40 protein-coding genes and 1 pseudogene are annotated in these 25,085 nt (G+C 57.5%); 27 read left to right on the plus strand and 14 right to left on the minus strand.

Going from position 1 to position 25,085, the window contains the following annotated elements; genetic code table 11:
* The first annotated feature begins 46 nt into the window (after window positions 1-46).
* The 5 genes from AC4PTO_RS17710 (at window position 47) to AC4PTO_RS17730 (ending at window position 4,332) form a co-directional block, all read left to right on the plus strand.
* Window positions 47-673, plus strand: coding sequence for a hypothetical protein (locus tag AC4PTO_RS17710; protein ID WP_492733843.1), 627 nt, complete (start codon window positions 47-49; stop codon window positions 671-673).
* A gap of 7 nt (window positions 674-680) precedes the next feature.
* Entirely contained in the window at window positions 681-2,486 is a 1,806-nt protein-coding gene (locus tag AC4PTO_RS17715; RefSeq protein WP_492733845.1) for a secretion/conjugation apparatus DotM-related subunit, read from the plus strand.
* A gap of 4 nt (window positions 2,487-2,490) precedes the next feature.
* Window positions 2,491-2,655, plus strand: coding sequence for a hypothetical protein (locus AC4PTO_RS17720; protein WP_492733847.1), 165 nt, complete (start codon window positions 2,491-2,493; stop codon window positions 2,653-2,655).
* Window positions 2,652-2,987, plus strand: a complete 336-nt coding sequence (locus tag AC4PTO_RS17725) for a hypothetical protein (RefSeq protein ID WP_492733849.1) — start codon at window positions 2,652-2,654, stop codon at window positions 2,985-2,987. The genes AC4PTO_RS17720 and AC4PTO_RS17725 overlap by 4 nt, the downstream gene beginning before the upstream one ends.
* Before the next feature lie 370 nt (window positions 2,988-3,357).
* Window positions 3,358-4,332, plus strand: a complete 975-nt coding sequence (locus tag AC4PTO_RS17730; RefSeq protein WP_492733851.1) for a DUF2513 domain-containing protein — start codon at window positions 3,358-3,360, stop codon at window positions 4,330-4,332.
* On the opposite strand, the gene lnt is transcribed toward AC4PTO_RS17730, so the two are convergent.
* Complete coding sequence (lnt, locus tag AC4PTO_RS17735) at window positions 4,268-5,632, minus strand: apolipoprotein N-acyltransferase (protein WP_492733853.1); 1,365 nt, start codon at window positions 5,630-5,632, stop codon at window positions 4,268-4,270. The genes AC4PTO_RS17730 and lnt overlap by 65 nt on opposite strands.
* 85 nt (window positions 5,633-5,717) lie before the next feature.
* On the opposite strand from lnt, the gene AC4PTO_RS17740 reads away from it, so the two are divergent.
* From AC4PTO_RS17740 to AC4PTO_RS17800, 13 genes are all read left to right on the plus strand, one after another.
* A complete protein-coding gene (locus AC4PTO_RS17740) occupies window positions 5,718-6,158 on the plus strand; it encodes a single-stranded DNA-binding protein (protein ID WP_492733855.1) in 441 nt (146 codons plus the stop codon).
* Window positions 6,159-6,267: 109 nt separating this feature from the next.
* On the plus strand, window positions 6,268-6,552 hold the full coding sequence (locus AC4PTO_RS17745) for an HU family DNA-binding protein (protein ID WP_492733857.1): 285 nt from the start codon (window positions 6,268-6,270) through the stop codon (window positions 6,550-6,552).
* Window positions 6,553-6,591: 39 nt separating this feature from the next.
* Window positions 6,592-8,886 (plus strand): DNA topoisomerase, encoded by a 2,295-nt coding sequence (locus AC4PTO_RS17750; protein ID WP_492733859.1) that lies wholly within the window; start codon window positions 6,592-6,594, stop codon window positions 8,884-8,886.
* Window positions 8,883-9,164, plus strand: a complete 282-nt coding sequence (locus AC4PTO_RS17755; RefSeq protein ID WP_492733861.1) for a hypothetical protein — start codon at window positions 8,883-8,885, stop codon at window positions 9,162-9,164. Before AC4PTO_RS17750 ends, AC4PTO_RS17755 begins: the two co-directional genes overlap by 4 nt.
* A gap of 63 nt (window positions 9,165-9,227) precedes the next feature.
* Complete coding sequence (locus AC4PTO_RS17760; protein ID WP_492733863.1) at window positions 9,228-9,500, plus strand: DUF2312 domain-containing protein; 273 nt, start codon at window positions 9,228-9,230, stop codon at window positions 9,498-9,500.
* Window positions 9,500-9,868, plus strand: a complete 369-nt coding sequence (locus AC4PTO_RS17765; RefSeq protein ID WP_492733865.1) for a TSCPD domain-containing protein — start codon at window positions 9,500-9,502, stop codon at window positions 9,866-9,868. The genes AC4PTO_RS17760 and AC4PTO_RS17765 overlap by 1 nt, the downstream gene beginning before the upstream one ends.
* Window positions 9,869-10,126: 258 nt before the next feature.
* Window positions 10,127-10,516 carry an SPOR domain-containing protein gene (locus AC4PTO_RS17770; RefSeq protein ID WP_492733867.1) on the plus strand — a complete coding sequence of 130 codons (390 nt, stop codon included), beginning with the start codon at window positions 10,127-10,129 and terminating at the stop codon, window positions 10,514-10,516.
* Between the two features lie 70 nt (window positions 10,517-10,586).
* Window positions 10,587-11,654 (plus strand): protelomerase family protein, encoded by a 1,068-nt coding sequence (locus tag AC4PTO_RS17775; RefSeq protein WP_492733869.1) that lies wholly within the window; start codon window positions 10,587-10,589, stop codon window positions 11,652-11,654.
* Window positions 11,655-11,671: 17 nt separating this feature from the next.
* Window positions 11,672-11,959, plus strand: a complete 288-nt coding sequence (locus tag AC4PTO_RS17780; protein ID WP_492733871.1) for a hypothetical protein — start codon at window positions 11,672-11,674, stop codon at window positions 11,957-11,959.
* Between the two features lie 26 nt (window positions 11,960-11,985).
* A complete protein-coding gene (locus AC4PTO_RS17785; protein ID WP_492733873.1) occupies window positions 11,986-13,446 on the plus strand; it encodes a TolC family protein in 1,461 nt (486 codons plus the stop codon).
* Window positions 13,447-13,452: 6 nt separating this feature from the next.
* Window positions 13,453-13,704, plus strand: coding sequence for a hypothetical protein (locus tag AC4PTO_RS17790; RefSeq protein WP_492733876.1), 252 nt, complete (start codon window positions 13,453-13,455; stop codon window positions 13,702-13,704).
* An 86-nt stretch (window positions 13,705-13,790) separates the two neighbouring features.
* Complete coding sequence (locus AC4PTO_RS17795; protein WP_492733878.1) at window positions 13,791-14,330, plus strand: LabA-like NYN domain-containing protein; 540 nt, start codon at window positions 13,791-13,793, stop codon at window positions 14,328-14,330.
* Between the two features lie 12 nt (window positions 14,331-14,342).
* Window positions 14,343-14,951, plus strand: coding sequence for a hypothetical protein (locus AC4PTO_RS17800; RefSeq protein ID WP_492733880.1), 609 nt, complete (start codon window positions 14,343-14,345; stop codon window positions 14,949-14,951).
* Here AC4PTO_RS17800 and AC4PTO_RS17805 read toward each other — a convergent pair.
* The 3 genes from AC4PTO_RS17805 to AC4PTO_RS17815 are packed head-to-tail and all read right to left on the minus strand — an operon-like array spanning window position 14,948 to window position 15,693.
* Window positions 14,948-15,196, minus strand: a complete 249-nt coding sequence (locus tag AC4PTO_RS17805) for a hypothetical protein (protein ID WP_492733882.1) — start codon at window positions 15,194-15,196, stop codon at window positions 14,948-14,950. The two genes, AC4PTO_RS17800 and AC4PTO_RS17805, sit on opposite strands and share 4 nt — an antisense overlap.
* Window positions 15,172-15,483: a hypothetical protein gene (locus tag AC4PTO_RS17810; protein ID WP_492733884.1), complete on the minus strand. Its 312-nt coding sequence runs from the start codon at window positions 15,481-15,483 to the stop codon at window positions 15,172-15,174. The genes AC4PTO_RS17805 and AC4PTO_RS17810 overlap by 25 nt, the downstream gene beginning before the upstream one ends.
* Before the next feature lie 3 nt (window positions 15,484-15,486).
* Window positions 15,487-15,693, minus strand: coding sequence for a hypothetical protein (locus AC4PTO_RS17815; RefSeq protein WP_492733886.1), 207 nt, complete (start codon window positions 15,691-15,693; stop codon window positions 15,487-15,489).
* 147 nt (window positions 15,694-15,840) lie between these two features.
* Between AC4PTO_RS17815 and AC4PTO_RS17820 the strand changes: the two genes are divergently transcribed.
* The 9 genes and pseudogenes from AC4PTO_RS17820 to AC4PTO_RS17860 all read left to right on the plus strand — a co-directional run bounded on the left by AC4PTO_RS17820 (window position 15,841) and on the right by AC4PTO_RS17860 (window position 20,915).
* Window positions 15,841-16,110 (plus strand): helix-turn-helix domain-containing protein, encoded by a 270-nt coding sequence (locus AC4PTO_RS17820; protein ID WP_492733888.1) that lies wholly within the window; start codon window positions 15,841-15,843, stop codon window positions 16,108-16,110.
* Complete coding sequence (locus tag AC4PTO_RS17825; protein ID WP_492733890.1) at window positions 16,110-16,583, plus strand: thermonuclease family protein; 474 nt, start codon at window positions 16,110-16,112, stop codon at window positions 16,581-16,583. Before AC4PTO_RS17820 ends, AC4PTO_RS17825 begins: the two co-directional genes overlap by 1 nt.
* 2 nt (window positions 16,584-16,585) lie before the next feature.
* Window positions 16,586-16,885: a hypothetical protein gene (locus AC4PTO_RS17830; protein WP_492733892.1), complete on the plus strand. Its 300-nt coding sequence runs from the start codon at window positions 16,586-16,588 to the stop codon at window positions 16,883-16,885.
* 14 nt (window positions 16,886-16,899) lie between these two features.
* Window positions 16,900-17,157, plus strand: coding sequence for a hypothetical protein (locus AC4PTO_RS17835; RefSeq protein ID WP_492733894.1), 258 nt, complete (start codon window positions 16,900-16,902; stop codon window positions 17,155-17,157).
* 360 nt (window positions 17,158-17,517) lie between these two features.
* Window positions 17,518-18,114, plus strand: a pseudogene (locus tag AC4PTO_RS17840) (nucleotidyl transferase AbiEii/AbiGii toxin family protein); the annotation flags it as partial.
* 125 nt (window positions 18,115-18,239) lie between these two features.
* Complete coding sequence (locus AC4PTO_RS17845; RefSeq protein ID WP_492733895.1) at window positions 18,240-18,800, plus strand: lysophospholipid acyltransferase family protein; 561 nt, start codon at window positions 18,240-18,242, stop codon at window positions 18,798-18,800.
* Window positions 18,781-18,990: a hypothetical protein gene (locus tag AC4PTO_RS17850; RefSeq protein ID WP_492733897.1), complete on the plus strand. Its 210-nt coding sequence runs from the start codon at window positions 18,781-18,783 to the stop codon at window positions 18,988-18,990. Before AC4PTO_RS17845 ends, AC4PTO_RS17850 begins: the two co-directional genes overlap by 20 nt.
* A 312-nt stretch (window positions 18,991-19,302) precedes the next feature.
* On the plus strand, window positions 19,303-20,595 hold the full coding sequence (locus AC4PTO_RS17855; protein ID WP_492733899.1) for a hypothetical protein: 1,293 nt from the start codon (window positions 19,303-19,305) through the stop codon (window positions 20,593-20,595).
* Window positions 20,596-20,687: 92 nt separating this feature from the next.
* Window positions 20,688-20,915, plus strand: a complete 228-nt coding sequence (locus AC4PTO_RS17860; protein WP_492733901.1) for a helix-turn-helix domain-containing protein — start codon at window positions 20,688-20,690, stop codon at window positions 20,913-20,915.
* Here AC4PTO_RS17860 and AC4PTO_RS17865 read toward each other — a convergent pair.
* From AC4PTO_RS17865 to AC4PTO_RS17910, 10 genes are all read right to left on the minus strand, one after another.
* Window positions 20,853-21,254 carry a DUF6283 family protein gene (locus AC4PTO_RS17865; protein WP_492733903.1) on the minus strand — a complete coding sequence of 134 codons (402 nt, stop codon included), beginning with the start codon at window positions 21,252-21,254 and terminating at the stop codon, window positions 20,853-20,855. The two genes, AC4PTO_RS17860 and AC4PTO_RS17865, sit on opposite strands and share 63 nt — an antisense overlap.
* A 3-nt stretch (window positions 21,255-21,257) precedes the next feature.
* The gene (locus AC4PTO_RS17870) at window positions 21,258-21,533 is read right to left on the minus strand and encodes a hypothetical protein (protein WP_492733905.1); all 276 of its coding nucleotides are present in this window, start codon (window positions 21,531-21,533) and stop codon (window positions 21,258-21,260) included.
* A gap of 31 nt (window positions 21,534-21,564) precedes the next feature.
* Window positions 21,565-21,768: a hypothetical protein gene (locus tag AC4PTO_RS17875; RefSeq protein WP_492733907.1), complete on the minus strand. Its 204-nt coding sequence runs from the start codon at window positions 21,766-21,768 to the stop codon at window positions 21,565-21,567.
* Complete coding sequence (locus AC4PTO_RS17880) at window positions 21,768-22,055, minus strand: hypothetical protein (RefSeq protein WP_492733909.1); 288 nt, start codon at window positions 22,053-22,055, stop codon at window positions 21,768-21,770. Before AC4PTO_RS17880 ends, AC4PTO_RS17875 begins: the two co-directional genes overlap by 1 nt.
* 18 nt (window positions 22,056-22,073) lie before the next feature.
* Complete coding sequence (locus AC4PTO_RS17885) at window positions 22,074-22,352, minus strand: hypothetical protein (RefSeq protein WP_492733911.1); 279 nt, start codon at window positions 22,350-22,352, stop codon at window positions 22,074-22,076.
* Window positions 22,353-22,363: 11 nt separating this feature from the next.
* Window positions 22,364-22,645, minus strand: a complete 282-nt coding sequence (locus AC4PTO_RS17890; protein WP_492733913.1) for a hypothetical protein — start codon at window positions 22,643-22,645, stop codon at window positions 22,364-22,366.
* 51 nt (window positions 22,646-22,696) lie between these two features.
* Window positions 22,697-23,083 carry a hypothetical protein gene (locus tag AC4PTO_RS17895; protein WP_492733915.1) on the minus strand — a complete coding sequence of 129 codons (387 nt, stop codon included), beginning with the start codon at window positions 23,081-23,083 and terminating at the stop codon, window positions 22,697-22,699.
* A 118-nt stretch (window positions 23,084-23,201) separates the two neighbouring features.
* Window positions 23,202-23,630, minus strand: coding sequence for a hypothetical protein (locus AC4PTO_RS17900; RefSeq protein ID WP_492733917.1), 429 nt, complete (start codon window positions 23,628-23,630; stop codon window positions 23,202-23,204).
* Window positions 23,631-23,641: 11 nt separating this feature from the next.
* Complete coding sequence (locus AC4PTO_RS17905) at window positions 23,642-23,872, minus strand: hypothetical protein (protein ID WP_492733919.1); 231 nt, start codon at window positions 23,870-23,872, stop codon at window positions 23,642-23,644.
* Window positions 23,873-23,944: 72 nt separating this feature from the next.
* Complete coding sequence (locus AC4PTO_RS17910; protein ID WP_492733921.1) at window positions 23,945-24,622, minus strand: hypothetical protein; 678 nt, start codon at window positions 24,620-24,622, stop codon at window positions 23,945-23,947.
* Window positions 24,623-25,085 lie beyond the last annotated feature (463 nt).

Raw genomic sequence — 25,085 nt, forward strand, 5'->3', positions numbered from 1 at the left:
AGAGCGATTGTTCCTATCAGGGGACTTAGAAATTTTGGGAGGCCGCGTGGTCAAGAAGAAGAAAAAGGATTCCGCCGAACGCGGAGTGAAGCTGTTGGAACTGATCCAGCATAATTTCGGAACGGGGCGTGACGCCCGCACCAAGTTCGCGGCGGAGTTTGATCGCAAGCCTGCGACCGTCTGGCCGTGGTGCCATCAGGAAGGGCGAGAAGGTATTCCGCACCGGCTGCGTCGTCGCTTCGAGGAGCTGGTCCGCGCTGAACGCCTGACTATGCCGCCCGGATGCACCGTAGATGATTATGTCCGACCAGCGCCAACATCGCGCTACGAAAAGAGCGAGCGAACCCGTGTGCGCAATGAGGATCTGATTGCGCTGTTCTTCTCGACCGTGCGCCATCCCAACCTCGGCCGTGCGGCGGTCGAGCGCTGCATGAGCGATCCCGCATTTGTAGTGCGCGTTCTCAACCCGAGCTACTGGCTCCGGTGGGCATACCATTCGGGCGGCGTCCCCCAATCCTATCAGGAAGCGTTCACCACGGCGCTGATCAAGTCCACGATCGCTGAAACCCTCATGGGGTATGACCCTCAAAGCCGGGACAACTCGGAATTCTTCATCAAGGTAAACTCGCTTTTCACCGAGGACGACTCGGCCGAGGAAGGCGACGACGAGTGAGGTAAGCATGTCGAAGAGCAAGAAAGAACTCGAACTCATCCTGATCGGCCTTGGGGCCTTGCTCTTCTTCACGGTGATCCTTTTCCTTACGGTCTGGATCACCCGACCCGAGCTGATCGCCAAGCTCTACACTATTGTCCGCGAGATCCAGACCTTCGGGCAATGGCAGATCATACCTTCGGGAGCGCAGTTCACTTCTGTGCCGGACGGGCATCAAAGTGTCTGGATGATCTTCAAGTCGTCGATCCCGTTCGGGGTGATCTCGGCAATCATGATCGCGACCGTGGCATTCATCGCCTATACCAAGGTTGCCGATGAACACATGGACAAGTTCATCACTCATGCCAATCCCCCCGGCCACCGGACGATCATGGAAAAATTCTCCCTGTTTCGTCCTTCCGTGCGGTTCATCCTCGACTATGACAAATATGACCTGTCCTCGACCAAAGGGGCAGGGCGCTTGCCCTTCAACCCGTTGGACTTCCTCTTCGAGAACAAGCTGATCCGCCGCATCGGCCCGGAGAGCGACTGGACGAATGCGGAGCTGAAGCACAATTTTCCGTCACCACATCCCTATCCCTTCCTCGATGTCGATGAGGATCGGCTCCGCTCGATGATGCAGGCGACGTTTGGGCCAGTGAATCCGTTTCTCGGTCTCAACAGCCTGTCCGACATCGAGGAGATCAGGGAGGCCGTTGATGCGCTGCCGTGGTATGTCGTCGTGGTGCTGGCCCCGGCTATCGCCCGGATCCAGCGCTCGATCTTTTTCAACGAAAAAGCCTATGTCGATAGCGTCATGGATTTGCACGGGTTCCCTGACAAGGTTTGGCGAGATCTGAACAAGCTCAAAGCCAAAGAAGGGGACCGCCTTCGCCTCGGCTTCGATGACGACAAACACAGAGCCTCCGAGGAAAGTCTCTGGCAGGACGGCGGGAAGAAAAAGGGCAAAGCTGCCACCACGGCGAAGCCGCACCTTGTCACTCTCGCAGAATATCTTGCCGAAAGCGTCCCCCAGAAGAAGGGATCAGAGTCCGAAATACGCGGAAACACGTTGCCGTCAGTGATTGAAGCGAGGGCGTTGATGCTGGAGGCGCTGACTGTTCATCTCTGCGATCAGCGTAAAGCCTATCCGGTGGGCGAGGATCCCAAGACGAAGAAGTTCATATTCGTAGCCAGCGAGCCCGTCTCTGCGGTCGAGAAGACCTATTACTCCAAGGTGCAAGAGCGCATGGTCGAAGCCTCGGAGCGGGTTCTCTCTGTCTTGCAGGCGAATGGCTATGTCTTCGGGCTTCTCGGAACCGCCATAGAGCGCACTCGGGATATGGGGATATTCCATCCGCCACCGTGGCGTTGGATGCGCTTCATCAACCTGCCGCTCTGGCGCTTCTTCCTTGATCTGGGCAAGCCAATGCCCACCGTCGATTCAATGGGCATGTGGGAACACTACAAGACCGAGAGCCAGCTAAAGACGCCCATCCTTGAGCCTTTCCTTCGCCGTGCGCCCAACGATCTCGCGCGGCAAGCTGCACGGTTTGTTACCCCGCAAGTGATCGAGTTCTTTCACAAGAATATGTCGATCGACAGCGCCGCGATCGACATCTCGGCTGAGATGTTTGGTGATCGCCGACGCCCTTCGCCAGCGGAGGATCGACCCGAGGGGATGCTCGACGTTCTGGCCGGTGAGGTTGCCACACGCCGCGTTGTGGAGCAGGTGGAGGACGCTGAGATTATCGACGACCCCGCTCAAGACGATGATGCCGGCACGATCAAGCTCAAGCGCCCCGGCCGTCGCAAGATCAGCCTCGACAGGTGATGAGATGGCGCTCTCCGAGTTGGCCAGTGCTGCCATCATTCTCGGGGCGGGCGGAGTGGCGGCTTCTGTCCTGATTGCGAACCCCGCCACGTTCATGATCGCCGCTATGGCCTGTTCTGGCGGAGCGATCTACCATATCCGAAACTGGTTTTTGAAAACAAGGAGATGAAATTGAGACATATAACGATTGCCCTTCTTATTGGTGGCGCAGCCGTGGTTCTTGCAGGGTGCGTTGGGACGAACGCTGATCATATGATGAAGGCACCGGCGGAAAAGATCAGCACAGTGCAGTTCGAGGGCTCGAATGTTCAAGTGTCTTGGGATCCGAGCGCGAAGACATCCGCCACGCTGACGCATAGCGACAAGCTATCGATCTGGAGCGGGGACGCCGCACGGCTCATTTCGCAGGCGACTGGTTGCAAGGCCGATGCCGGTGTTATGAGCTATCCCGATGCCCCGGAAGGCTATGAAGCAGTCTCTATGCCCATTCGCTGTCAATGAGTGGCAACGGCGGTTGGAGGGATGAGGAGCGATTTCGCGTCGTAGTGCGCGATCGATCTGGTCGGATACTGCGAGACGAAAAAGCGCCGCACTTTGCCGCCGCCAAACCTATCTTTGACGAAATCGTTCCTGCCGATGACGAGAGCGTTTCTCTCCAGCATGGAATCCGGATAATGCTAAAAAAGGGGCAGGTCGATCCGATCTGAGCGATCTCACTAAAATCTCCCCAAAACTCCACAATCGCTCGGCTCCCTTCGCTATATGGAGGCGCGTCCGCCTCGCTCATGTGGATTTTTGGGGCAGCGGATACGCTTATGAAGTTGGTGTATTCGTATTGTTTTTAGATTGATTTTATCGCAATGTGCGAGCCATGAATTTGATGGCAAGCATATCCTCGCACTCCTTGACGACAGCGCAGCTCGAAGTGTTCGATCTCCTTCGTTCCGGCCTTGGCCAGAAGGAAGTCGCACACCATCTCGGCTTGAGCGAAAGCGCTGTGAAGGCTCGTCTCAACACGGCAAAGAAGCGTTTGGGCGCGAGGACAACGATTCACGCTGTCGCGATGGCCTACGATATGGGGCTGCTGACGCGCGACATGCGGGATCACACTCAATCCGACAAGAAAGAGAGCAGCGCAATGAAGCGTGATATGGAACTCGTCCGCGCGATCCTGATGGACATCGAGGAGTTTGAAGGCCCGAACGGGTTCATGACCTATGAAGACTTCTTCTATGATGACATCGCTGACGCAGAGAAGCGGCGGATCCGCCATCACCTCGATATCATGTCCGAGGCTGGGCTGATCTCGGTCGGCGGGCCGGATGGCCCTTCCTCGGATGCTTTGAACAAGACCATGACTAGCGTCCGGCAGCTGCGTGACCAACTGGCCGGTGTGGCACTGAAGGGCGCGAGCGAATGTTCCGCTGTGGTTCGGGATGCCCACGAAGCCTATCGCCGGGACATCCATCCTCATCTCCAGCGCGACTTTCAGGAGGGATATGAACAGATCCGCTACTTCCACGAGCGGACGGAAGCATTCTTCACGGAACTCGGGCAGGGGCTCAGACAGATGGGCCGCGATTTTGGAGCCGTGGGGAGTGTCTTCGTTGATGCAACGAAACAGTTGGTTGCCGATGCTGTCGCGGGGCTCGAACGAGCGGCAGCTCGTGCAAGCTCCGACAAAGCGGTTCATGGGCTGTCGTGGAGCGGCTACGATCTTCTGGATAAGGTGCGTGATCCGGCTGATTGGGAGCGCGTGAAGGATTCCAGCGTCGAGACCCTTATGGAAGCCGGTAAAAGCCGTCCGGCCCCGGCGGAACATCGCGTCCTTTCGCATCAACCATGAACGAGGGACCACCATTCGAGACTCGGATCATAGGAACACCCCGTTCGATGGCGCGAACCCGGCTTGCTGAGGCGATATAGTCGCCTCCAGCGGTTCCCGACCACCAAGCGTCATTCGCCATGTTCAGGATCCAAGTGTGATCGTCTGTGCGTGTCCGGATCGGGACCAGAGCCTCATAGCAGATGTTCGGGATGATGCCGGTCCCCATAAGCGGCAATGGCTCCGAGAGCGCTTCTCCGCGCTTGTAGCCACCCGTTGCGATGGCCGGAGCGGATATGGTTCCTACGCCCAACAGGCTGCGCACGATGCCCTCGAAAGGGATGTATTCAGCGAAGGGGAACAGATACGCTTTGTGGTATGTCGCAATCGTCGCGCCGTCTCGTCCCGTCACCGCCAGCCCATTGAACGCCTGACCTGTCGCCATGTCTGCAACGATGGTCGATCCATGAATCAGGAATTTACCTTCAGGCGGGAAAGCGGCCGCTATTGCGTCCTTCTCTTCCAGAAAATAGGGCGTTGCGTTCTCCGGCCACAACACGATGTCGGCTCCGCCGCGCCATGCGGTCTGGCTGCGGGCGGCAAGATCAGCGATGTAATCATCGACAATGGCTGGGTTCCATCGCTGATCTTGTGGGAGCGATGTGTTGATTGTCGCGACAGTCGGACCATTGAAGCGATCGCGTGGCCCCTTTTCAACATCGGCACCAGCCTTCCATAGAACCGCGAAGATCAGGAAGGGGATAAGAGGGAACGGTTTGCGGCCGAGATCTCGACAGACGAGTCCGGCAGCAAGGACCGTGAGGAGGCTCAAGCCTTCTATGCCGATGATGTTTACAGATTGAATGATCGGGGTTTTAGCCCAAAAATCTCCGAAGAATGACGGTGGAATTGCCGGGGCGATGTAGGCGCGGACCATTTCCGCGATGAACCATAAAGCGATCAGCCCGAAGATACCGGCCCAGCGCTGGATGCGAAAGCTGATGTAGAACACTGGTCCCCACCAGACGCACAGAAGGGCATAAAGAGCGCCGACGCCCAGGAGGGGTTGAAGCCCACTCATGCCGATCGAGTGGTATCCGGCGAGCAGGAAATCGAGAGAGGTCGCGAAGTAGGCGAAGCCACCGACCCAACCGGCCAGCATTGCAATGCGGTCAGTGGATGCGCAGCGCCATGCTGCCATGAGGCCGGTCAAACCGATGATGCCGAAGACCCAGAAGTTTTCGGAGTGAACAGCGAGGCCACTGGTGATGCCCGAAACGGCTGCGAGGGCGATGATTTGGGTGTGTGGGAGCTTCCGCATTTTGGCACTTACAATTTGTTTTTAGATTGATTACGGTTCCTACACCGTGTAATCTCGGCTCGTCAAATAACAAAGAGGGAAGACGATGTTTAACCGTAACCGTGTGGAGCTGATCGGCTTTCTTGCCGACGATCCCGCCATCGGAACAACCGGCAACGGCACCAAATTTGCGCGTTTCCGGATCGTGACAAACCGCTCGTGGAAGGACCGCGACGGAAACTGGCAAGAAGCCTCCGAAGGCCATCAGGTCGCAACCTTCGACCCCTACATCGTCGAGCGGGCGGGGAAGATCAAGAAAGGGGCCTACGTTCTCGTCGAGGGCGAAAACCGCAACAGCCGCCGTCAAAATGCTGACGGAACGACCGAATATTTCTACGGTGTATTCCTCCCGAACCGTGTCGGCGTTCTGCGCGTTCTTGACCGCCCGACCCGCTCCGAGCAGGCCGGATCGGATCAGGGCTATGACAGCGGGTATGATGGTGGTGCGGGCCAAGGGTCCGGCTACGACGACGAGATCCCTTTCTGACAACAACCGTGATCTCCCCTCGGGGATGTGAATCCCCCACCTCGGGGCTGGCCTCGGTCAGCCCCGCTTTTCCAGACAATCTTTCCAACACTCATAAGGGATGGAGCCCATGAAAGTCACCAAAGCCAATCTGATCGTCGATCTCGCAGCAGATCTGGGGGTCTCGCAGAAAGAGGCGACCCGTTACTTCGAGACCTTCCTTGAAGGTATCGCCAAGCAACTGGAGGGCGGGAACGCTGTCGATCTGGCAGGTTTCGGCAAGTTCGATCTGACGCAGCTGGCGGCGCGTGTTGCCCGAAATCCGAAGACCGGCGATCCGGTGGATGTCCCCGCATCGACGGCAGTCAAATTCCGCCCGGCCAAGGCGCTGAAAGAGCGTGTGAACGGCGGCTGAGACTGCCGACCACGCGAGACAAGAACGATGGAGTAGACGATGAATACGGTGGTAATCTGTGAAAAGCCCTCGCAGGCGCGGAACGTCAGAGATGCGGTCGGGGGTAAGTATGGCACAGTCCTCGCGGCGCGAGGCCATCTGTTCCGTCTTGCTTCCCCGGAAGAGGTGAACCCGGACTGGAAAGAATGGGGCTATGATGTCCTGCGACCCGCCTCCGGCTTCTATCCGTTCGTTCCTGACAACAGCTTCGGGAAAGACAAGGTGATCGCCGAGTTTCGCTCCGCGATCACCAATGCGGGGCGGGTGATTATCGCGACCGACTGTGACCGGGAAGGTCAGGCGATCGGCGAAAACATCATCCGCCACTTCAAATTCAAGGGGGAAGTCTTCCGGGTGATGTTCTCGGCCGAAGATCCGGAGACGCTTCGCGAAGCCTTTGCGAAAATGCGCCCCAATGCCGAATATCTGCCGCTCTATCAGGCGGCATATGCTCGGGTTCAAACCGACCAGATCGCGAACCTGTCGATGACGAGAGCCGCCTCCTTGGCCCTCAAGCCGCCCTCGATGCGGGGTGCGCTCGGGATCGGGCGGGTCAAGACTCCGACGATGGGTATCGTCTGCCGTCGAGAGGCTGAAATTCGCGGCTTTGAGCCTCGTGACTACTTCGATCTTCACCTCGATGTGTCCGAGGGAAGTGCGGATCTGCGGTTGAAATGGTCCCCGAAAGAGGAGGACCGGATTTACGATGCGCAAGCGGCTGCGGAGATCGTGAAGCGCCTCGATGGTTGGACCGGAAATGTGTCGGTCAAGAAAGAGCAGAAGAAGCAGGCACCGCCGAAGCTCATGGACCTGCCGACACTCCAGCAGAGGGCTTCCCGTTGGGGGTGGTCCGCAAAGCGGACGCTCGACACGGCGCAGGCGCTCTATGAGACGCACAAGATCACCACCTATCCACGCGCAGAGAACAAGTATCTGCCCGAGGTCGAAATCGCCAATGCACCGATCATGCTGGGAGCGTTGCAGGCTCTGCCATTTGGCTCCGTGAGCTATCAGGAGCCGACAATCCGGACGGGCAAGTCCGGCGTGTTCTCCGACAAGGGTCTGGAAGGGTCATCGCACCACGCGATTGTGCCGAACGTCAAGACCCGCTCGGAATGGCCGACTATCTTGCCCAAGCTGTCCGCCGACGAGCGCAAGCTCTTCGATCTGATCGCGAGGACATATCTTGCGGCCATCGGCCCGGATCGCGTCTATGATCGCACGGAGATCGCCGCCAAGGCGGCTGATCGCCTGTTCTCCGCGTCCGGCACTGTCGATCGCATCCTTGGCTGGCGCGAGGCTATGGGTGTTGAACTCGATGAGGAGGACGACGACGGCAATGACGAAGGCCCGAAGAGCCTTCCCAACTGGCCTGATGGAACAGCCGTTCGTGCTGTGGGTGCTGGCGTCGATAAGAAGACGACGAAGCCACCCGCGCGATACACGGAGGGCTCGCTGATCAAGGCGATGCAGGAAGCGTGGAAGTTTGCCGATGATCCTGCGACGGCAGAGCGTCTGAAAGAGGCGTCCGGAATCGGAACCCCGGCAACGCGGGATTCGATCATCGAAGGATTGAAGAAGCAGAACTTCTTCGAGGTCGAGAAGGGGCAGCTGAAAGCCTCTGATCTGGCAATGGCGATCTATGAGCTTCTTCTGGTTGAAGCCCCGGAAATATTGGACCCAGCGGCGACGGCCGAGATGGAACTTGCTCTCGACGAGATTTTGCGTGGCAAGGAGAACCCTCGTGCCGTGGTCGATATGCTGGTATCGAGGGCAGCGGCTTTGGTGGAGAAGCTGCGGGATCGTGGTCAGAGCGGCAAACCGCTCGATGTGAAGGTGAAGAACAAGCCGAGCCCCAAGATGGTGGCGGCAGCTCGCGCCAAGGCCAAGCGAGAAGGCGTGAAACTGCCCCGTGGTGCGACCACGGACTATGATATTTGCTATGCCTTCCTTGGCCCGCGCCCGGAAGGCAACGCACCTTCGGACGCGGCGCTGACGTTCGCGAAGAAAATTGCAGAGGCAACCGGACAGCAGATCTCGGAGGAGGTGCTGGAGGATCGCGGCGCTCTGTCCAAGTGGATCGATGCGAACAAGGACAAGATGCCTGCCAAGGCGTCCGGCTCCGAAGATGAAACCCCAACTTCGAAGCAGGTGGGTTTCGCCGAACAGATCGCGGCGCGGAAAGGGATCGTGGTTCCCGATGAAACCCTGCGGTCGCGCTCGCTGCTTTCCAAATGGATCGATACCCATGCCGAACCGAAGGGTGGGGATCGCGGCAGAAGGAAGAAGAAATGACGGAACAGATAGAGACTGTTGTCTTGCGGGAAGGGATGATCGCTATTCGCTACGTTCTCAACGGGGTGTGCGAATGGGGTCTTGAGCCCATTGAGGCGCGGGTGAAGGTCGCAACGAGACTTGCAGATGCGCTGCACAATGTCTCCGGGCTCTCCCATACCGCAGCATATCTCGCTGCCCGTGAAATTCGTCAGCTCGTCTCCGATGAGCCCCGTCTTTCCTCGCTATTACTGCAAAGCCACGGTTGGGCCGAGGAGAAGACAAAGCAAGATGGATGATGCCATCGAATTTTCCAAATGGGCGGGGCTTGCCCGCCTTTCACCTGAAGAAAAGGGAATATCATGAACGATCAAAGCAACTCCCCGACCGACGATGGTTCCTATCGAGTGACTGCTGACGAACTCCGCCAGTTCGTCGAACGCTATGAGCGGCTTGAGCAGGAAAAGAAGGACATCGCCGATCAGCAGAAAGAGGTGATGGTGGAAGCCAAGGGGCGCGGCTACGACACCAAGGCAATGCGCAAGCTGATCGCCCTGCGCAAGAAGAGTGCGGATCAGATCTCCGAAGAGGAGGCGATCCTCGATATGTATAAAGAAGCTCTGGGCATGGCGTGATGCCAGCGGCTGCTCCAGAGCGCCACGTCTTGCCGACACGCCGGTATTCGGAAAACCGGCGTGTCGTGCTGCATGGCACTCATAAGGTATATTTGACCATAGGATATGATCCTGCGGATCCCGAGCGTCCCCGAGAAATTTTCTATAGCGGGGGCTTCCGATCTGGCAGCGATCTCGAATATCAGATGCAGGACGTTTGCGTCATGCTTTCATTGCTCCTCCAACACGGGGTTGAGCCAGAAGCGATCGCGAAATCGATGGCTCGACGGGAAACCGCCTTCGGAGAGCTGGAGTATGCAACGATCGTCGGATGTATCACCGAGGAGGTCGCCAAGCCGCCTCTCTGGGCAGGTGAGGTGCAGGCATGAACGTGTGGCCCGACGAGCGCAGACTGTGGCTGGAGGTGCTGGGAGCGGTTGTCCGAGACCTCCAGTCCACCAGCCTCGCCAGCAAGAGCGCTCGCGATGATGCAATCTCGTGGGTTGGCACCTTCCCGAGCCGGGATTTTCGTGAAGTTTGCTCTCTGGCTTGCCTCGATCCCGATGCGGTGCATTGCCGCTTGCGGCGCATGATAGATGCCAGCCCGCTAGGGCAGACCAAAAATTTGAAGCTGAAAGGTTCCCTCGATGAAAACGATTCTGGCCGTCACGGCAGCGCTGGCACTGTTCACGCAATCCGCCTTCGCGGATACGAGACCACCGAGCATCTTCGACGAACTGCCTGAGCCGACCCATCTGCGGCAGGTCGAAGACCCGGATGCGTTTCTGAACTACCACACGAGGTCATTCGTGCAGGTGGCGTCTTTTCGACAGCAGGACGGAGCGAGCCGTGTCGCGGATCAGCTCAGGGCGGCGGGAATGAAGCCGGTAGTGTATTTATATCAATCACGGAGGCAGAGCCTATACGTCACGATGGTGATGGTTACGTCGCGTGAGCAACTGAGATCGACGATGAATGCTGTGCGCAAGCTGGGGTATCGCGATGCGTTCATGCGGAACTATCGCGTTCCACGGTGATTTTGTGCTTGTATTTTCGTTATAAATAAGATATAACGGGCTTAAACATGCTGTTATAAATAGGTGTCAGATGGCCCGCTATCCTCTCGCAAAGAAGCAAAAAGCATTCGCCGCATCCGTCCTTGAGATGGTTGGAACCCAAGGCTGGCAGGGGCGACTGTCGTCGCTTTGGCATCGCTATATGGAAGAATTTGGGGACAAGACTGAAAGCACCCAGAAGCTCTACATCTCGAAGTTCCGGACTTCCGTGAAGGAAGCCTTTGCTGAGCTGGACGATGAGGATCCGCGCAAAGGCATGATCGATCGCGTGATCGGCTACATCGCGTTCCCCGAGGGTCTGAACGAAAGCCTGTATGCGCAATACCAGACCAAGGTGAAGGATCGATCGCGCAATCTGACGCTGGTCGAGGACTATCGCGAGCTGGTCGCATTGTTCCGCGATATGCTGGAGGATGAAAGCATCCGTGTGAAGGCGCTGGCAGTCATGATGCTGACCGGGCGTCGGTTCTACGAGGTCATGACCACGGCGGATTTTGCCCCGGTCGAGATCGAGCGCAGCGGTGCGCATGTGCGCCACAAGTATCTGCTCTCCTTTGCCGGTCAGGCAAAAACGCGGGAAGCGGAGGGGACCAAGTTCGGTGAGATTTACCGGATCCCTTGTCTGGCCCCTGCGGCCGACATCATGGCTGCGGTCGAGATCATCCGGCACTCGCCCGAGGGGCGGCGCTGGCGGACGCTGGACTCTGCGGAGATGAATGCGGCGGAGTCGGGGCGCATGAACCAGATGCTTCGGGGTCTGCTCGCCGCCGAGCGGATCAACGAACCCGAGCTGGTCAAGACCTTCACCATCAAGCAGATGCGCTCGCTTTACGCTGAGATTGCCTATGAGGTCTTCGCACCAAAGACGTTCACCAAGGCGGCGTATTTCGCACAGATCCTTGGCCACGCCACGAACGATATCAAAACCTCGCTTTCCTACATGAACTATGTGCTGGGGAGTGGAGATGAGAGCGTTGAGAAGGCCCAGAAAGCGATCCAAAGCGCGATCGAGGAGGCCAACGCCATTGATGCAGCCTATCGCGCTGAAACGGGCGGTGAGGGGGCCGATGATGGCACTGTGATCGATGACGAAGATTGAACATGGAAGGGACCACAATGCAGTTCGCGCCCGAAGAAGTGAAACGCTGTCTTGATGCGATGGCGAAACCCGCTCCCCAACAAGCGCTCGCCCTGATCGCTTCTGGGCAGCTCGTTTTCGAGTTCGACAGCTCTTGGGACGTTCTGATTGATTTATTGGACGGCAAGGCAGTCCGTGACCCGGAGACCGGGCGGAAAATGGGGTTGTCTGGAGCGTGGCCGCTATATCGAGCCGGGATGCTCGATCACTTCGGCCGCGTCACAGACGCCGGGAAGCAGTTGCTCGCATCCTTGAACGCGAGCTGACGAACAAAGCATGGAGGTGAGAACAAGTGCTGTTTCGCCAAATCGACATCCCGAAAGGGACCAGCAATCTTGACCCCGTGTTTCCGCCGAGCGGCGTGACCACGATCATCATCGGCTCGGAGGCCGAGGTTCGGAATCGTGTTGCCGGTATCGGGAAGGCTGTTCCGATGATCGCAGGGGCGATCGCATTCTTTCCCGAGGATGAGTTCACACCAGAGGATCTGCGCAAAGTCGCCGACCGCTTCGAATCCTACCTTCTGCCTCAGCTTGAGCGGGGCAGGGATTACGATATCCTTTGGGGAACTTTCACGAAGGGCGGTTCCACCGAGTTGCGGTTCGCTCTTCCTTTGGTAAAGCACAAGGACCAGAAACCGCTATCTGTCCCGTCTAAGCTGCTGGCCGATCCTTCGGTCTGGGTCCGGGTGCAGAACCTCAGTTTTGGCTGGCGTGATCCCAACCCTCCTGTCCGGGCGGGTGTTCGACCAGATTTCGGATATGATCGCACCAAGGGCGCTCTCAAGCCGTCACTGGTGGAATACCTCGAAGAAGCTGTGTTGTGTGGCGACCTTCTGTCACGCGAAGATGTGATCAAGGATCTATCCGCGCTTGGCTTCGAACTTCGCGACAAGGGCGCTTCGAGCCTTACTGTGCGGTATTGCGGGGACAACCCTGAGATCCATAAGCGTGATCTCCAGCTGGAAGGTGTGATCTTCGATCAGTCCTTCGGAAAGCAGGAAAACGGGATGCTCGCCGAGCAAAGAGCGCAGATCGACGCGGCCGTGAAGGCGGGGATCGCGGCGATCGACGCAGCGGTCAGCTCGGCGGAGAGACGTATCTCCGAAGCGCTGGCTGATGGCGTTACAGATGCCGTTGCCGAGAACGTCGCAGAGGTCCGGTCGGCGCTACGGTTGACCGGCGAGGAGGTCAAGGACCGCCTCAAAGCTGCCGTTGATGAAGATGTCAGAGGTCATGCCCCCCAGCTCGAAGATGCAGGGAAGAAAGTCACTGAGCTGCGCACAAGACTGACCGAGCAAGAAGGGCGGATTGATGCGGCTGTCAGCCAAGTGGAGAAAGCTCGCAAACCTTTCCTGATCGGCGTGGGTGCGGCGGTGGCGGTGACGCTCTTCGCCTTGGGCGTCTCGCTGTGGTCAACGACGCGCAACGCTTCGGCGGGAGCGAAGTTGGCCGGGATCATCGAGCGAGCCGAAAAGCTCGATGCTGTGGTTTTGAATGATTTGCAGGTGTTCAACGACGCGATGGATACGCATCTGGCAAGGATCGATGCCAACAACGAAGCTCTCGACGCCGCCCAAGCTGGCATGAGGGCGCTCCTCGACAACATCAATGATGTCCGTAACGCATTTGCCATCGAAACCAAATCTGATGGGACTGAGGTTCTGACCATCTATGTGCGCCGCCTCCAGAATGCACGGTCTTGCGATGAAGACCCAACCTGCGTTGTTCGCGCCAATCCTTCGACACGGTGATGGTCGATGGCAAAGCGGGAAACATGGCGGGATCTGGCGGACAAGCATATCGCTGAGTTGGATGCGGATTTAGCCTCAGATGCGACTTTCGTGGAACGGAAGGCCGCGTTGAGGGCGGGGTATCCGTTTCGCAAGCGGGAGGGATATCCCTACAAGGTTTGGCTCGATGCTCAAAAAGCCTATCTGGCGCGTCATGACGATCGACCGCTGACCCCGGAAATTGCCCCGCTGTTCTTTGCGGAAGCACCGGAGCAATGATAATTACAATTTGTTTTTAGATTGATTTAAGCCCTCGAATGATGCAGTCTCGCGGGACCGATTGTTCCATATAGTTGAGGGCTGCGATGTTCTATTCCGATGAAAAACTGGTCGTTCTGATCGATGGCAAGAGCCTTTACTCCGCATCGAGGGCGCTCGGCTTTGATATCGACTTCAAGCGCCTCCGCGCTGAGTTTTTGCGCCGGGGAAAGCTCAAAAGCATTGCTTATTACGTCGCGGTCGAGGACGTGCAGGAGGGTGAACACGACGCCCTGCGACCCTTGATCGACTGGATGGCCTACAACGGATACCAGACGGTGACGGTGCGCTCGAAGAGCTACATGGTCGGCAATGAGCGCCGCTCCAAGGACAACATGATGATGGAGCTGGCCGTGAAGGCGATTGAGGCTTCGGGCTGGGCTGACCACATCGTCCTGTTCTCCGGCAACAACGATTTGACCCCGGTGGTTCGTCACATCCAAGGGAAAGGCGTGAGGGTGTCGGTCTCCTCGACGCTTGAGGCCAATCAGGTCGCCGATGAATTGCGGCGGCAGGCCGACAACTTCATCGATATTCGTGATCTGCGGGATGCGATCCAGCGCGAGCCTCGGGCTCTTGCTTCCTGATCGGATCAGGCCGTGACCGTTACCGCGTCAAACTATGCCCCGAAAAAGAATGATCTGTATGAGACCGAGGAATGGGCGGTTGATGCGGTGATCAGGGCAATGAGGCAGCTCGGCCTCTGGAGGTGCGGGCCAGTTTGGGAACCTGCGGCGGGCAATCATGCGATGGTTGCTCCGCTTCTCCTCGCCGGAGCTTCAAGGGTGATTACCTCTGACATTTGCACCTACCGGCACACGCACTCGTTTATGCTGGACTTCCTTTCCGACGAGGAGCCGGACATCGATCTCGGGGATCATGATCTGGTCAGTAATCCGCCCTATGGTCGTCAGAACAGGATGGCCGTCAAATTCGCGGAGCGAGCCCTACAGCGCTGCAATGGATATGTGGCGCTGTTGCTTACCGCCAAGTTCGACTTCGGCAGCACACGAACGCATCTTTTCAGAGATTGCGACAGGTTTCGCGCGAAAGTCGCGTTGCTGGATCGAGTGTCTTGGGAAGGGAACGGTGAGACCGGCACGGAAGACCATGCTTGGTATATCTGGGGGCCGAATGGCGCTCCCAAGGTGGATCCTGTTGCTTTGTATCAGCGTAAGATCGTGGATCAGGTTGCCGCGCAAATCTAAGGGCGCAGCGCGGCAACCTTTGCTTCTCCGGCTTCCGTCAGAACGGCGCGTTTTGTCCCGTCATGTCGGTGCCACTCCGCCAGACCCATAGCGATCACCTTGCCGACAACGCTGGGGTGCGATGGGCCGGAAATCCGCCATGCCCCATAGCCATATTTCCGCATCTCGATCTCGCCAGCTCCTATGGCGATCAGGGCGGCGGTTTGGTTCTCGGTAAGGTTCACTTCCGATGCTCTCGCTGCCATTGGACGCCTCCTTTGTCGTTGCGGACAACGAATACGGCCGAGGCCGAGCGCATCTCGATCGCTTTGCCGACCGGCAGCGATCTGGCTTGGGCGAGCGCTGCTGCGGGCGGCATCTCCGTTTCGCGCAGGTTGTTGAGGATGTCGGCCGCTTCGTCGTCACAGGCATCGTCGGCTTCGAACGCCGAGAGAATCTGTTCGAGCGCGAGCTGTTCATCGTCGGCCAAAAGCGCCGTGTCCAGAAGGTGACGCGCGTCTTCCGCATCAGGTTCGGTTGGGTAGTAGGTCATGGTTCACCTTTTGCTTTCTTCCAGTTTGAATTGATATTCATGCAGCCAACTTTCAATCGTCAGATCGGAGAAGCGGGTGGTCATCACCATCGAATTGTAAAATTCGACCGTAGGGCTGACGAAGTAGATGTAGCCATCTCCCTTGAAGACCTCGCCATCAAAACCGGCTTGCTTCAGGGCCTCGTCGATCGCTCGTTTGGTGATGCGCATCTGGTTCTCCTTCTGGTAGCTCAAATTTATACGAAACCGTTAAATGCGTGTCAAGTCGTTTTATACACAACCGTTAAATAGTGGCTTGTGCAAAATATACCAAAGCGTTACTGTGGGCGTAAGACTGAAATCGTTGGAGGCGAAAATATGGATTTGCTCACCGGGCCAATGGTTCGTGCAGCTCGTGTGCTGCTGGACTGGCGGCAGAAAGATCTGGCGGATGCCATCGGATCAGCCGAGATCACGATCCGCTTCTACGAGAATGGGCGAAGCCAGACGGAGAAGACGAGCCGCGCGATCGAAGAGGCTTATCGGGCGGCAGGGATCACGTTCAGTTCGCGAAATGGCGTGGTCCGGATCACTATGGACACCTCTGTCGAAGTTCCGGATCCAGTTCCAAGTCTGGGGGATGAGTGATGCGGGGTTTTGTGTCGGCCGTCTTGATCGTGCTGGGTTCCGTTCATGCGGCGGTTGCCGATGGTATCGTTGGGCGGGCCACGGTCATTGATGGCGACACAATAGAAATTCACGGTGAGAGGATCCGGCTGTTCGGGATCGATGCGCCCGAATCCGGTCAGTTCTGCGCAGACAATAGCGGTCGGAAATATCGTTGCGGACAAAGGGCAGCTCTGGCGCTCGATGCGTTGGTTTCTGGCCGTTCGGTGAGTTGCGACGATCGCGGACGAGATCGATATGGACGGCTGATTTCTGTATGCCGAACGCAGGACCGCGACTTGGGGGCTGCGATGGTTCGCTCTGGGATGGCTATCGCGTATCGTCGATACTCTATGGGCTATGTGTCCGTCGAGGGAGCTGCCCAGCGCGATGGAGTTGGGATGTGGCAAGGGGCTTTTGATGCGCCTTGGGACTGGCGTAACAACAGGAGATAAGAATGACCAATGACGATAAGGGCAGATGCAGATTCGAGGATCTGTTGTTCAACTCGGAGAGCCTGACCAAAGAAGAGCATGATTTGCGTGAGGAGCTGGCGGCGTGGTGCCAAGAAAAGCTCTATATGGGGGCTCGCCCGGTTCCGCTGCACGTTGCTCTAAGGATCATGGCGAATTGGATGGAAAGTCCAAAAGACTATGGTTTTGAGGTGGACAAGCGGGAAATAGATGAGCGGAAAAGACGGGAAAGAGTGGCAGAGTTTCGCGCCGCGTTCCGGGTCGTAACCGATGTTGACGAGTAAATGGGGTTCGGGAAATGGAAGACTTGGAAGTAATGAAACTTCGAGCGGCTTTCGAGGCAAAGGAAGCGGTGCTGTCGTTCAAGGCGGCAGGAGCTGACATGAACGCTTCCAGTGCCGAGAGAGATCGCTTGGTTGATGCAGGAAAGCGGTTGCATGAACTTGGGGGAACTGAGCTGATGTCTGCTGTAAGCTACTCGATGTTTGAGGAACAGAACGCAGAGGGCATTTTGCTCGATCGCGTTTGGAGTGGAATCTGGAATCGCTATCTGTAGAGGGTGTGTGATGCCAATGACAGTTTTGGAGATGTATGCCCAGCATGGATCCGTGAGCTACGGAGAGCTTTCAGCGTCTCGGCTTCGTGCCATCCTGCTTGGTGAGGCTCCCGCTCGGGAAGAGCTTTCGCGTGTAGGGCAGGCTTTGATGGAGATGCCGGGTGATGCCGCCTATGATCTCGCAGCCGAGCTTGGCGTGTCGTTTCAGGCGCTCAATGCTCGCGCCGAGGCGCTTTGCGGGCGGGGGATCCCGGCATGACCGTGCGGGATGCTGAGCCGCGCTGGAACGAGCTTCTGACGCTTGCCAGACGGCATATGGAAAGCATCGGGATGAGTTGATCCGACTGGACGTGGGGCGGCGGAACGGTGTTGATGCTTCGCCATCAGCACCGGCTCAGTTGGGATGTGGACCTGTTTCTCAATGACCCGCAGTTGCTCAGCTATCTGTCCCCCCGTCTGAATGACGGCATTGCTTCCGAGGTCGATGGGTATCGTGAGCAGGCAAACCACTTGCGGTGCTTCGTGGAAGGCGTGGGTGAGATCGACTACCTGATCGCGGCACCCGTTATTGATTTCAAGCCTGAGAAGATGGACGTGGCAGGACATGGGCCTCTTCAAGTGATGTCTGATCGGGAAATTCTGGCCCAGAAGATACACTACCGCGCGGCGCATTTTACCGGGCGTGACCTTTTCGATTTTGCGACGATTACCGCGCTGCGCCCGGAGCTTCTTGAGGATGACGAGCTGCGGGAGATTGGAGCTGGTCGTGAAAATGCTCTCAAGTCGCGCCTGTCGAGCGATGTCTTGAAGAACGATTATACGACAGTGCGGCTCCATGAGGCCGCAACGGTTCGACTTTCCTTTGAGGAGGCTCGGGACGCGATGCAGAGCTGGCTTGGGGAAGCGCAGCCCGTGCCTCAGAAACGCCCAACACCTTCGTCGGGTCCAAGCCTCTAACCGTCAGTATCCGCATTCCCGAAAAGACCCTGCCTTGTGCGGGGTCTTTTCGTTCGCGGCAACAAGGTTATAGATTATTGAAATGTTTTTAGATAGATTTCGATTGAGAATATTGAGAGGTATCTATGCAATCTTCGAGACTTCATATCGCGCGATGGCGCAGGGCCATTCTGGCACTTCTGCGGGTGAAGGTGCGCTTCGCTGACATCGAGGCGCTGGTGTCAGGGGAGCCGGTGATCGTCACATGCAATCATCAGTCCCTTCTCGATGGTCTGATCCTTGCTTTCGCGTGTCCGACCAAGATGGTGTTTCCGGTAACACCAAAGCATTCGGTCGAGAACGCATTCACGAGCCACGGATTGCGCCTTCTGGAGCGTTTTGGGCTTGGCTGGGTGGTTCCTCTCAACTCTGACCATCCATTCGCCCTGCGACAGCTTCAGAGGGCTCTGGAGGCAGGGAGGAGCGTGGCGATCTTCCCTGAAGGCCGTATTGCGTCCCCGGACGAAGATCTGCCGCACAAGGCGGGGGTCCAATGGCTTCAGGAACGGACGGGAGTTCGGATCGTCCGCGCCCGTCTCGATGGGGCTGACCAAAGTCGTTTCTTCGCTCGCGCAGGAACGCGCCTTCGCCCTCGGATAACACTGGAAATTGGAACGGATGATTATCATGGACAAGCAGCCTGCTGACCAAAAGCCCACGACTGCCCGGATCATAAGCCCGCTGTTGGGGCGGATCATCGGAGGGGTGATTGCGGAGCGTCATGAAGATGGTGATGTCACGATCCTTTTTGCCGGTATGCGGAAGAAGGGGCGGCCGCTTTCACATGAGGACATTTTGCGGATAGAGGCGGCGGCGGGTGTCGCCGCAGCCGAATGAGCATCTGTGCGTCATCGGACTGTCAAATCGTCACTGTGTTCGCCGCGAAGATCGCGCAGACGCGCGGATCGAAGAAACTCATGAAGCAGGTTCGATGCAAAACAGAGCGGAAGCCGCTCTACATCTTTGGGGATGGGATGATGAAGTGCGCACGTCTCAACGAGCGGCGAGGTCTGGTGCGGATGATCGAGGTCTATGAGGCATGTGTGCTTACGGACTTCGGATTTGCGGTTTCTCAGAGACTTGAGCGGGAACACTAAGGAAGGGAGCGGGGGCGCTATGACATCGCCGCAAGAGAACGACGCCGGGGGCATGGATAAGCGGCTCTCCGACGAGATCGACAGGATCATCGCGGAATACCGACGATGGGGTTACGATAGGGCAGCTATTTGCTCGCGCAGCTTCGAGATCGAAGAACAGGCGAGGAACAACTTGGCAGAGGAAGATGGTGGAATGAGCATTGAGGAAGAGCGCGATCGCGCAGCGGGTCAGCGGTGGCTCGAAGAACTGGAGGCTGCGCGGGAGGCGGTCGAAGCGCTGGGCGGCGCGGGCATGGAGCCAGCGGCCGAGCGGGATCTCGACCATATTCATCTGATCCTCGATCAGATGCGTGACCGAGAACTGGAGCGGGTGGACCCGACGAAGAAAGCGGCGGTGGCGATCAACCCGCTGCCAGCCTATTCCACTGTCTCCGCCGTAAGATCGGCGCTCGACAGTCTCGACTTTCGCCCTGTGCGAACCGAGGACGTGCGCGGCTGGGGTAAGGGGTATCTTGACGACTGCGAAGAGGCGGTCAGTCTGAATCTGCGGTTTACCGTAGAGAAAGATGATGGGGCGTGGTCGCTCTATGTGACGCCGGACACGGTGCGCTCGATGCCCGAGTTCGCCAGCAAGATGATCCACCGGGTTGACGATTTGCCGAGCCTCGATGCCGCGATCGAGGCGGCAGAGGATTTCCGGGCGGTTACGGTGGCGCGGGTGCTGAACGTCCCTCCGATCAAAGAACCTGATTGGCACTTGATGATTCAGCCCGCTGGACGTGAGGGTATGACCGGCCATGCGGCTCCTCACATTGCGGTGCTGCTGGCGAAGGATAAGGCTGGATCACCCGCTGAAGTCGTCCACTCGATTTATCTTCACCAGCGGCCCAGCGCGAGTGTGTTCGAGCTGACCCAAGAAGCGGGGAAATGGGCCGAAGGGTTCCGGGCGGCAATGTCGAAGACGCAGCCCGACACTAGGGTAATCACCCATACGAAGCCGATGGAATGGTCGGCTGGGCCTTCCGCCCCGTCACATCTGCAACGGTCATCGTTGGGCCACTTGCGTGGCCTCGATTCAGGGGCAGAGGATTGGATTTCTGGGGCTAAAGAAGTTCGGGGCGATGTCGTGAAGCTGGGGGCGTCGAGCCACAAGCATGACAACTTGTTCATTTGCGATGATCATACCGCCGACGCGGCGCTACGAGCCTCAGTTGATCGAGCGGTGCAGGCGGTGGATCACGCCATTGGGGTGGTTGAAAGATACCAAGAAAAGGTGCGTGAAGCGGTCGCCGAAAAGTCAGCGAAGCCGCAGCAGCAAGCATTGGGCGCTGGGCCGAGCCTTTGAGGAATGGGTTGTTTACGCTACAGCGAAAATGTGAGCAAAATACGCTGTAGCGTAAACTGACAAGCGGCAATGGTGTGAAGCAACAAGTGCGAATGCCTCGGCAACTCGGGGAGGTTCTGCGAGGAGAACGCAAGTCTCAAGGTCTGACGCAGCAAGACCTGAGTGATCGCACAAATCTACGAACGGCAACCATTTCGAAAATCGAAAGCGGTGACTCCGGGGTGAAGCTGGAAACCATCATGCGCGTGATGGCAGCTCTAAACCTCGAAATCCTCGTTGCCCACAGGAAGAGCGGCCCTGAAATTGAGGACATCTTCTGAAACGCAATGCCCGTGTGCCTCGAAAGCCTCTGAAACGCTCTGGTAGGCCGCTGTGCGGTCCAAGGAGGTGGGGTTGAGGTGTCCGGTGCGGATTGCCACCTGCATGATCGTGTTGGGCCTCTCAGCGGCCCAGAGAAGGGACATCAGCCCAGCGCATTGTTGTGGCCTGTCGCCCTGCCGCCCCTCGGGATCCTCGAAGGCGTCGTAATCAACCGTCTTGTGGCACTGGAACGCCGGAGCGTTCATGATCTCCACGAGACGTTCTTTTCGCAACCCGAATTGCTCGCCAACGCCTCGGCGGAACGGACAGTTCTTGCAGGGCTTTTTCAGATTGAACATGGACTACAGCGAGTTGGAGCGGGCGGTGGTGACAATCCGAGCGCGTTGAGCCGCGACGAGGCCGGGTCGTTCCCGTGGATTGACCTCATAGAGCGCGAGTTCGAGCATCAGCGCATTCAGCTCCGGATCGTCCAGTTCGATAGCGCGTCGAGCAACTTGGGCCAGAAGTCCTTGTGCGAGCTGCGCCGGTCGCGCGAGGATCGCGCCTCCGGGATTTGCCTCCACGGCTTCACGAAGAAGGTTTGGCAAGTGGACGCTGAAATGGGTTCTGTCGCTCATGGTCCTTCCTTTCGGGGTCGCGCTCAGCTCATCAGAAGAGCTTACGCCATTCGAGGGGTTGAGGTTTGACCAACTGCGATGTCGTTCCTCCATCGTCTTCGTCCCAATAGAACCATCCTTGGAGGATGGGGCCATCGTCGTAGGCAACACACATTTCCACATTACCGCACACACCGATGATTGGAGTGCCATCAGTGGGAGCTTCGGAGATCGGCTTGTATTTGTGCTTTTTCATCAGCCTGCCAGCTCCTCTTCTTCGATCTCCACGTTGAACGGGAGAGCTTCTGAGAAGAGCGAGAAGAAGTCTCGGGCTTCACGCTCTTGTTGCTCGAATTGGTCGGCCAGTCGCGCGGCTTGCAGGCCGTGCGGAAACATTGCTCCCTCGGGAGGCACGGGCTGCGCCGCCAGCTCCCGGAGCGTCTTCGCGTGTTCCTTGTATCGGTCTGCGGCGGTGAGGCAGATGTTGCCGAGGGTGGACAAGTCTTTGTCGGACAGGTGACGGTGGTTCGTTTTACGGGTCATGAGTGTGTCTCCTCGGATTTACATCCAGTGATCTTTTGCCGCCATGACGGCCCGGTATAGATCGCCGTCGATCTTTTCGCCGTGGACATGGGTGGGCATGGGAAGGTTTTCGTCTACGCCGATGTCAGGCCCGATCTCGTCGAGGATAGCTTTGATGCTGCGGCCTTGGACGATCTCTCGAAATTTCTTCTTGCCTTCATGATCGACTTCGCCCTGCACACTAAAGAAAAGCTGGTAGGGTCCATTCAAGCGGCCAGTGCTATAGTCGATCACTTCAAGATTTACGCGGGCTGACATCGAGGTCTCCTTTAGCTGTGATAGTCGCAATCTGGGGCGCGGCATGGGACGAGGTGAGGGCATTCGTTCTCCATCCGCTCGATAGCTTCGGCCCACAGAACTGCCATCGAAGTGTAGCCAGAGACGGTGATTGACCGGCAGTCGCCATCGAAAGACTTGGTGGGGTGGTCGAAGATGACAGTGGCGCTTTCACCGATCTTGCCGGTGTTGGCTTCATCCAGCACCATCCCGAATTTTTGCGCAACTCGAAGTGCCTGCGCTTTTGTTGCTGTGGGTTCCGTCTGTCTGGTCATGTGCCGCCCTTCGTGTGAGGGTGAGAGCGGGGCGGATGCCCCGCCGCCCGATCAGAAGCTGAAATCGTGATACTGCCTGCGCTGGCCGATCAGCAGCCCAGCGCCGCTCTCGGATTTGTTCCAGCGCCCGGTGCGCTCGTTCTGGTGGACCAGTTCCCACTTCTCGGACTTCCCAAAGCGAAAGTGGTAGGTCGCCCCTTCAGGGTTCGGAGCATATTCGTAATCCTGATCTTCGCTCATCCCGTTCTGGTCGATGCGCTTGGCATGATCTTCTTGGACGGTCAGGATCCCGTTCTCGATTGCGATGATCGTCGCGGCTTGCCGGTCGCTCCATTGCAGGAGGGTGCAGCCCATTCCGACTTCGGGTTCCGGTTGGCCTTTCGTAGCGCGGCTGTAGATGTGATTGGTGAAGCTGCCAGTTTCAGTTCCGAGTTTCATGATGCCCTCATCAGTTGATAGTATATTTATACGAAAACGTTATTCGTGACGCAAGTAAAAAATATACCAAACCGTTATAAAAATTCGCGGGGCCGAAGCCCCGCTGCTATGTGCTGCATTACGCCGCAAGGTCCGATGTGCCGTGCCAATCATGCCAGCGCCGCGCCTCGGCGATCTTCTCGGGTGTCAGTTCGGACATGCCGAGGCAGATTTCGCTGTCGCAGGTGGAAAACTCGGCGGTTTCCTCGGTCTGTGCGTTCACGAGTTTCATACCACTCGGATAGCCGCCACCCGCATCCCATGCCCAGACATAGGAAAGCCCAGCGTTGGTGATTGCCTCTTCAAGTTCACTGTCCATCTCGCCGTAGTTCACCTCATAGAACCAGAAATGCCCATTGGCAGCGGCGAGTTTTTCGGCGGCGGAGCCTTCGCCGTAGGTTTCGGGGCCAGCGTCGGTGATCGCTTCGATCAGCTCGTCGAGGTGTTGGGGCGAAACCTGTTTAAGATCGCCATAGAGATAGAGGTTGCAGGTGGTCCGGTCGCCCATGAGATGTCTCCTTATTCGCTTGCGGTGTTGAGTTGGTCGATGGTTTCGTCGAGAGCGCCCAGCGCCTCGCCCAGCGCGTCGATGGCGCTTTGGGATTGTTCGCCGCGCTCGCCGTCCTGAAAGCTCTCAGGCATGTTGTCGAAGGCGTCCTGCTCTTCGGATTGAATTTCCTCGATCTCGGTCTTTATGTCGTCGATCTTCTCGATCAGGGCTTCGATGCGTTTGCGCCGGTCCTTGTTCATGGTGGGCTCCTTGAAATTGAGAGGGTGGGGTCAGGGTGCTGGCAGGGTGGTATCACCCTGCCAGTATGGTGTTCACGCTTCGGGAAGTGCCTCCCAAAGTTCGATCCAGTGGCGCTCTTTAGGGCCGACCCAAGTCGAAGATTCCGGGGAAAGAGCATGATCGCATTCAGGGCAATCATCGTCACACTGGCATGACCAGTGATCGGTCCACGCAGTTCCGCAGTCGTCGCAGGCATAGTGGTTTTGCCACACGCAAGGATTGCCGGAAGAGTCGTCGGTCAGCCAGACGAAGGCGGGCAGGCCCATCAGGTCCGCGCGGGTTTGAAAGATACCGCGATAAGTGCTGCTCGCCAGATCATCGACGTTCACCCAGCGGGTGTCGGCTCCCATCGGGAGGCGCATTCCGAGCATGTCGCGGATCGTGTAGGCCGTGGCGCTGTGAAGATCACCCCAGCCATCGTTCGAGTTCCAGAAGAGGAGAGTTTCGGAGGTCATTTCACCGGGGGTTGCGAGGTCGCGCAGGAAGCTGAGGTGTTCCACGATGAAGAAGCGGGGAAGGTCCGCGCTGAGGTTTTCGCAAAGAGTGTCAATTTCTTCCGGGGAGATAGGCTTCACCGTTCCGCCATCTGTGAGCGTGTCGCCAGCCAAGAATTGTTCGCCGTCAGCGTTCATTTCAGATTGCAGCATCCGCAGGCCAGACAGGATTGCAGCAAGCTCGTGCGGCGCGGCGCTAAGAATGTTCTGTGTCATGGTAATCTCCGGTTCGTCGTGTCTCCATATTTATACGAAACCGTTAAATAAAGGGCAAGCAAATTTATACGAAAACGTTAAAAAAATAAGGGCCGAAGCCCCCTATTTTCCTTCCTCCATTGTGTCGTATGGCGCTCCGCAAGCCTCAATGAGTTCACTGTCTGGGATCATGGCTATGCGCCGTAATAGAGCCTTGCGAAGCTGTTCGGCTGTTACATCTTCGCCGTCTCGGTCTGTGGAACCTGAAACCTCGAAGGCGATTGTGTAGGCGTGGTTGTAGCGCGGGCGAGGCATTACCAAGCCTCCTGAATTGGGTTGCTGCCAAGGAACTCGTCCTGGGCTTGGGCGTAGATGTCGTTGAGGTCGATTTCCGTTGTTTCGCCGGTGTGGCTGACGGCAGTCGCTCGGCCCACAAGGTAGCGCAACTTCTCGGAGCCGATCTCAAAGATGATTGCGATCTCGC

It is taken from the genome of Rhodobacter maritimus (assembly GCF_058747975.1).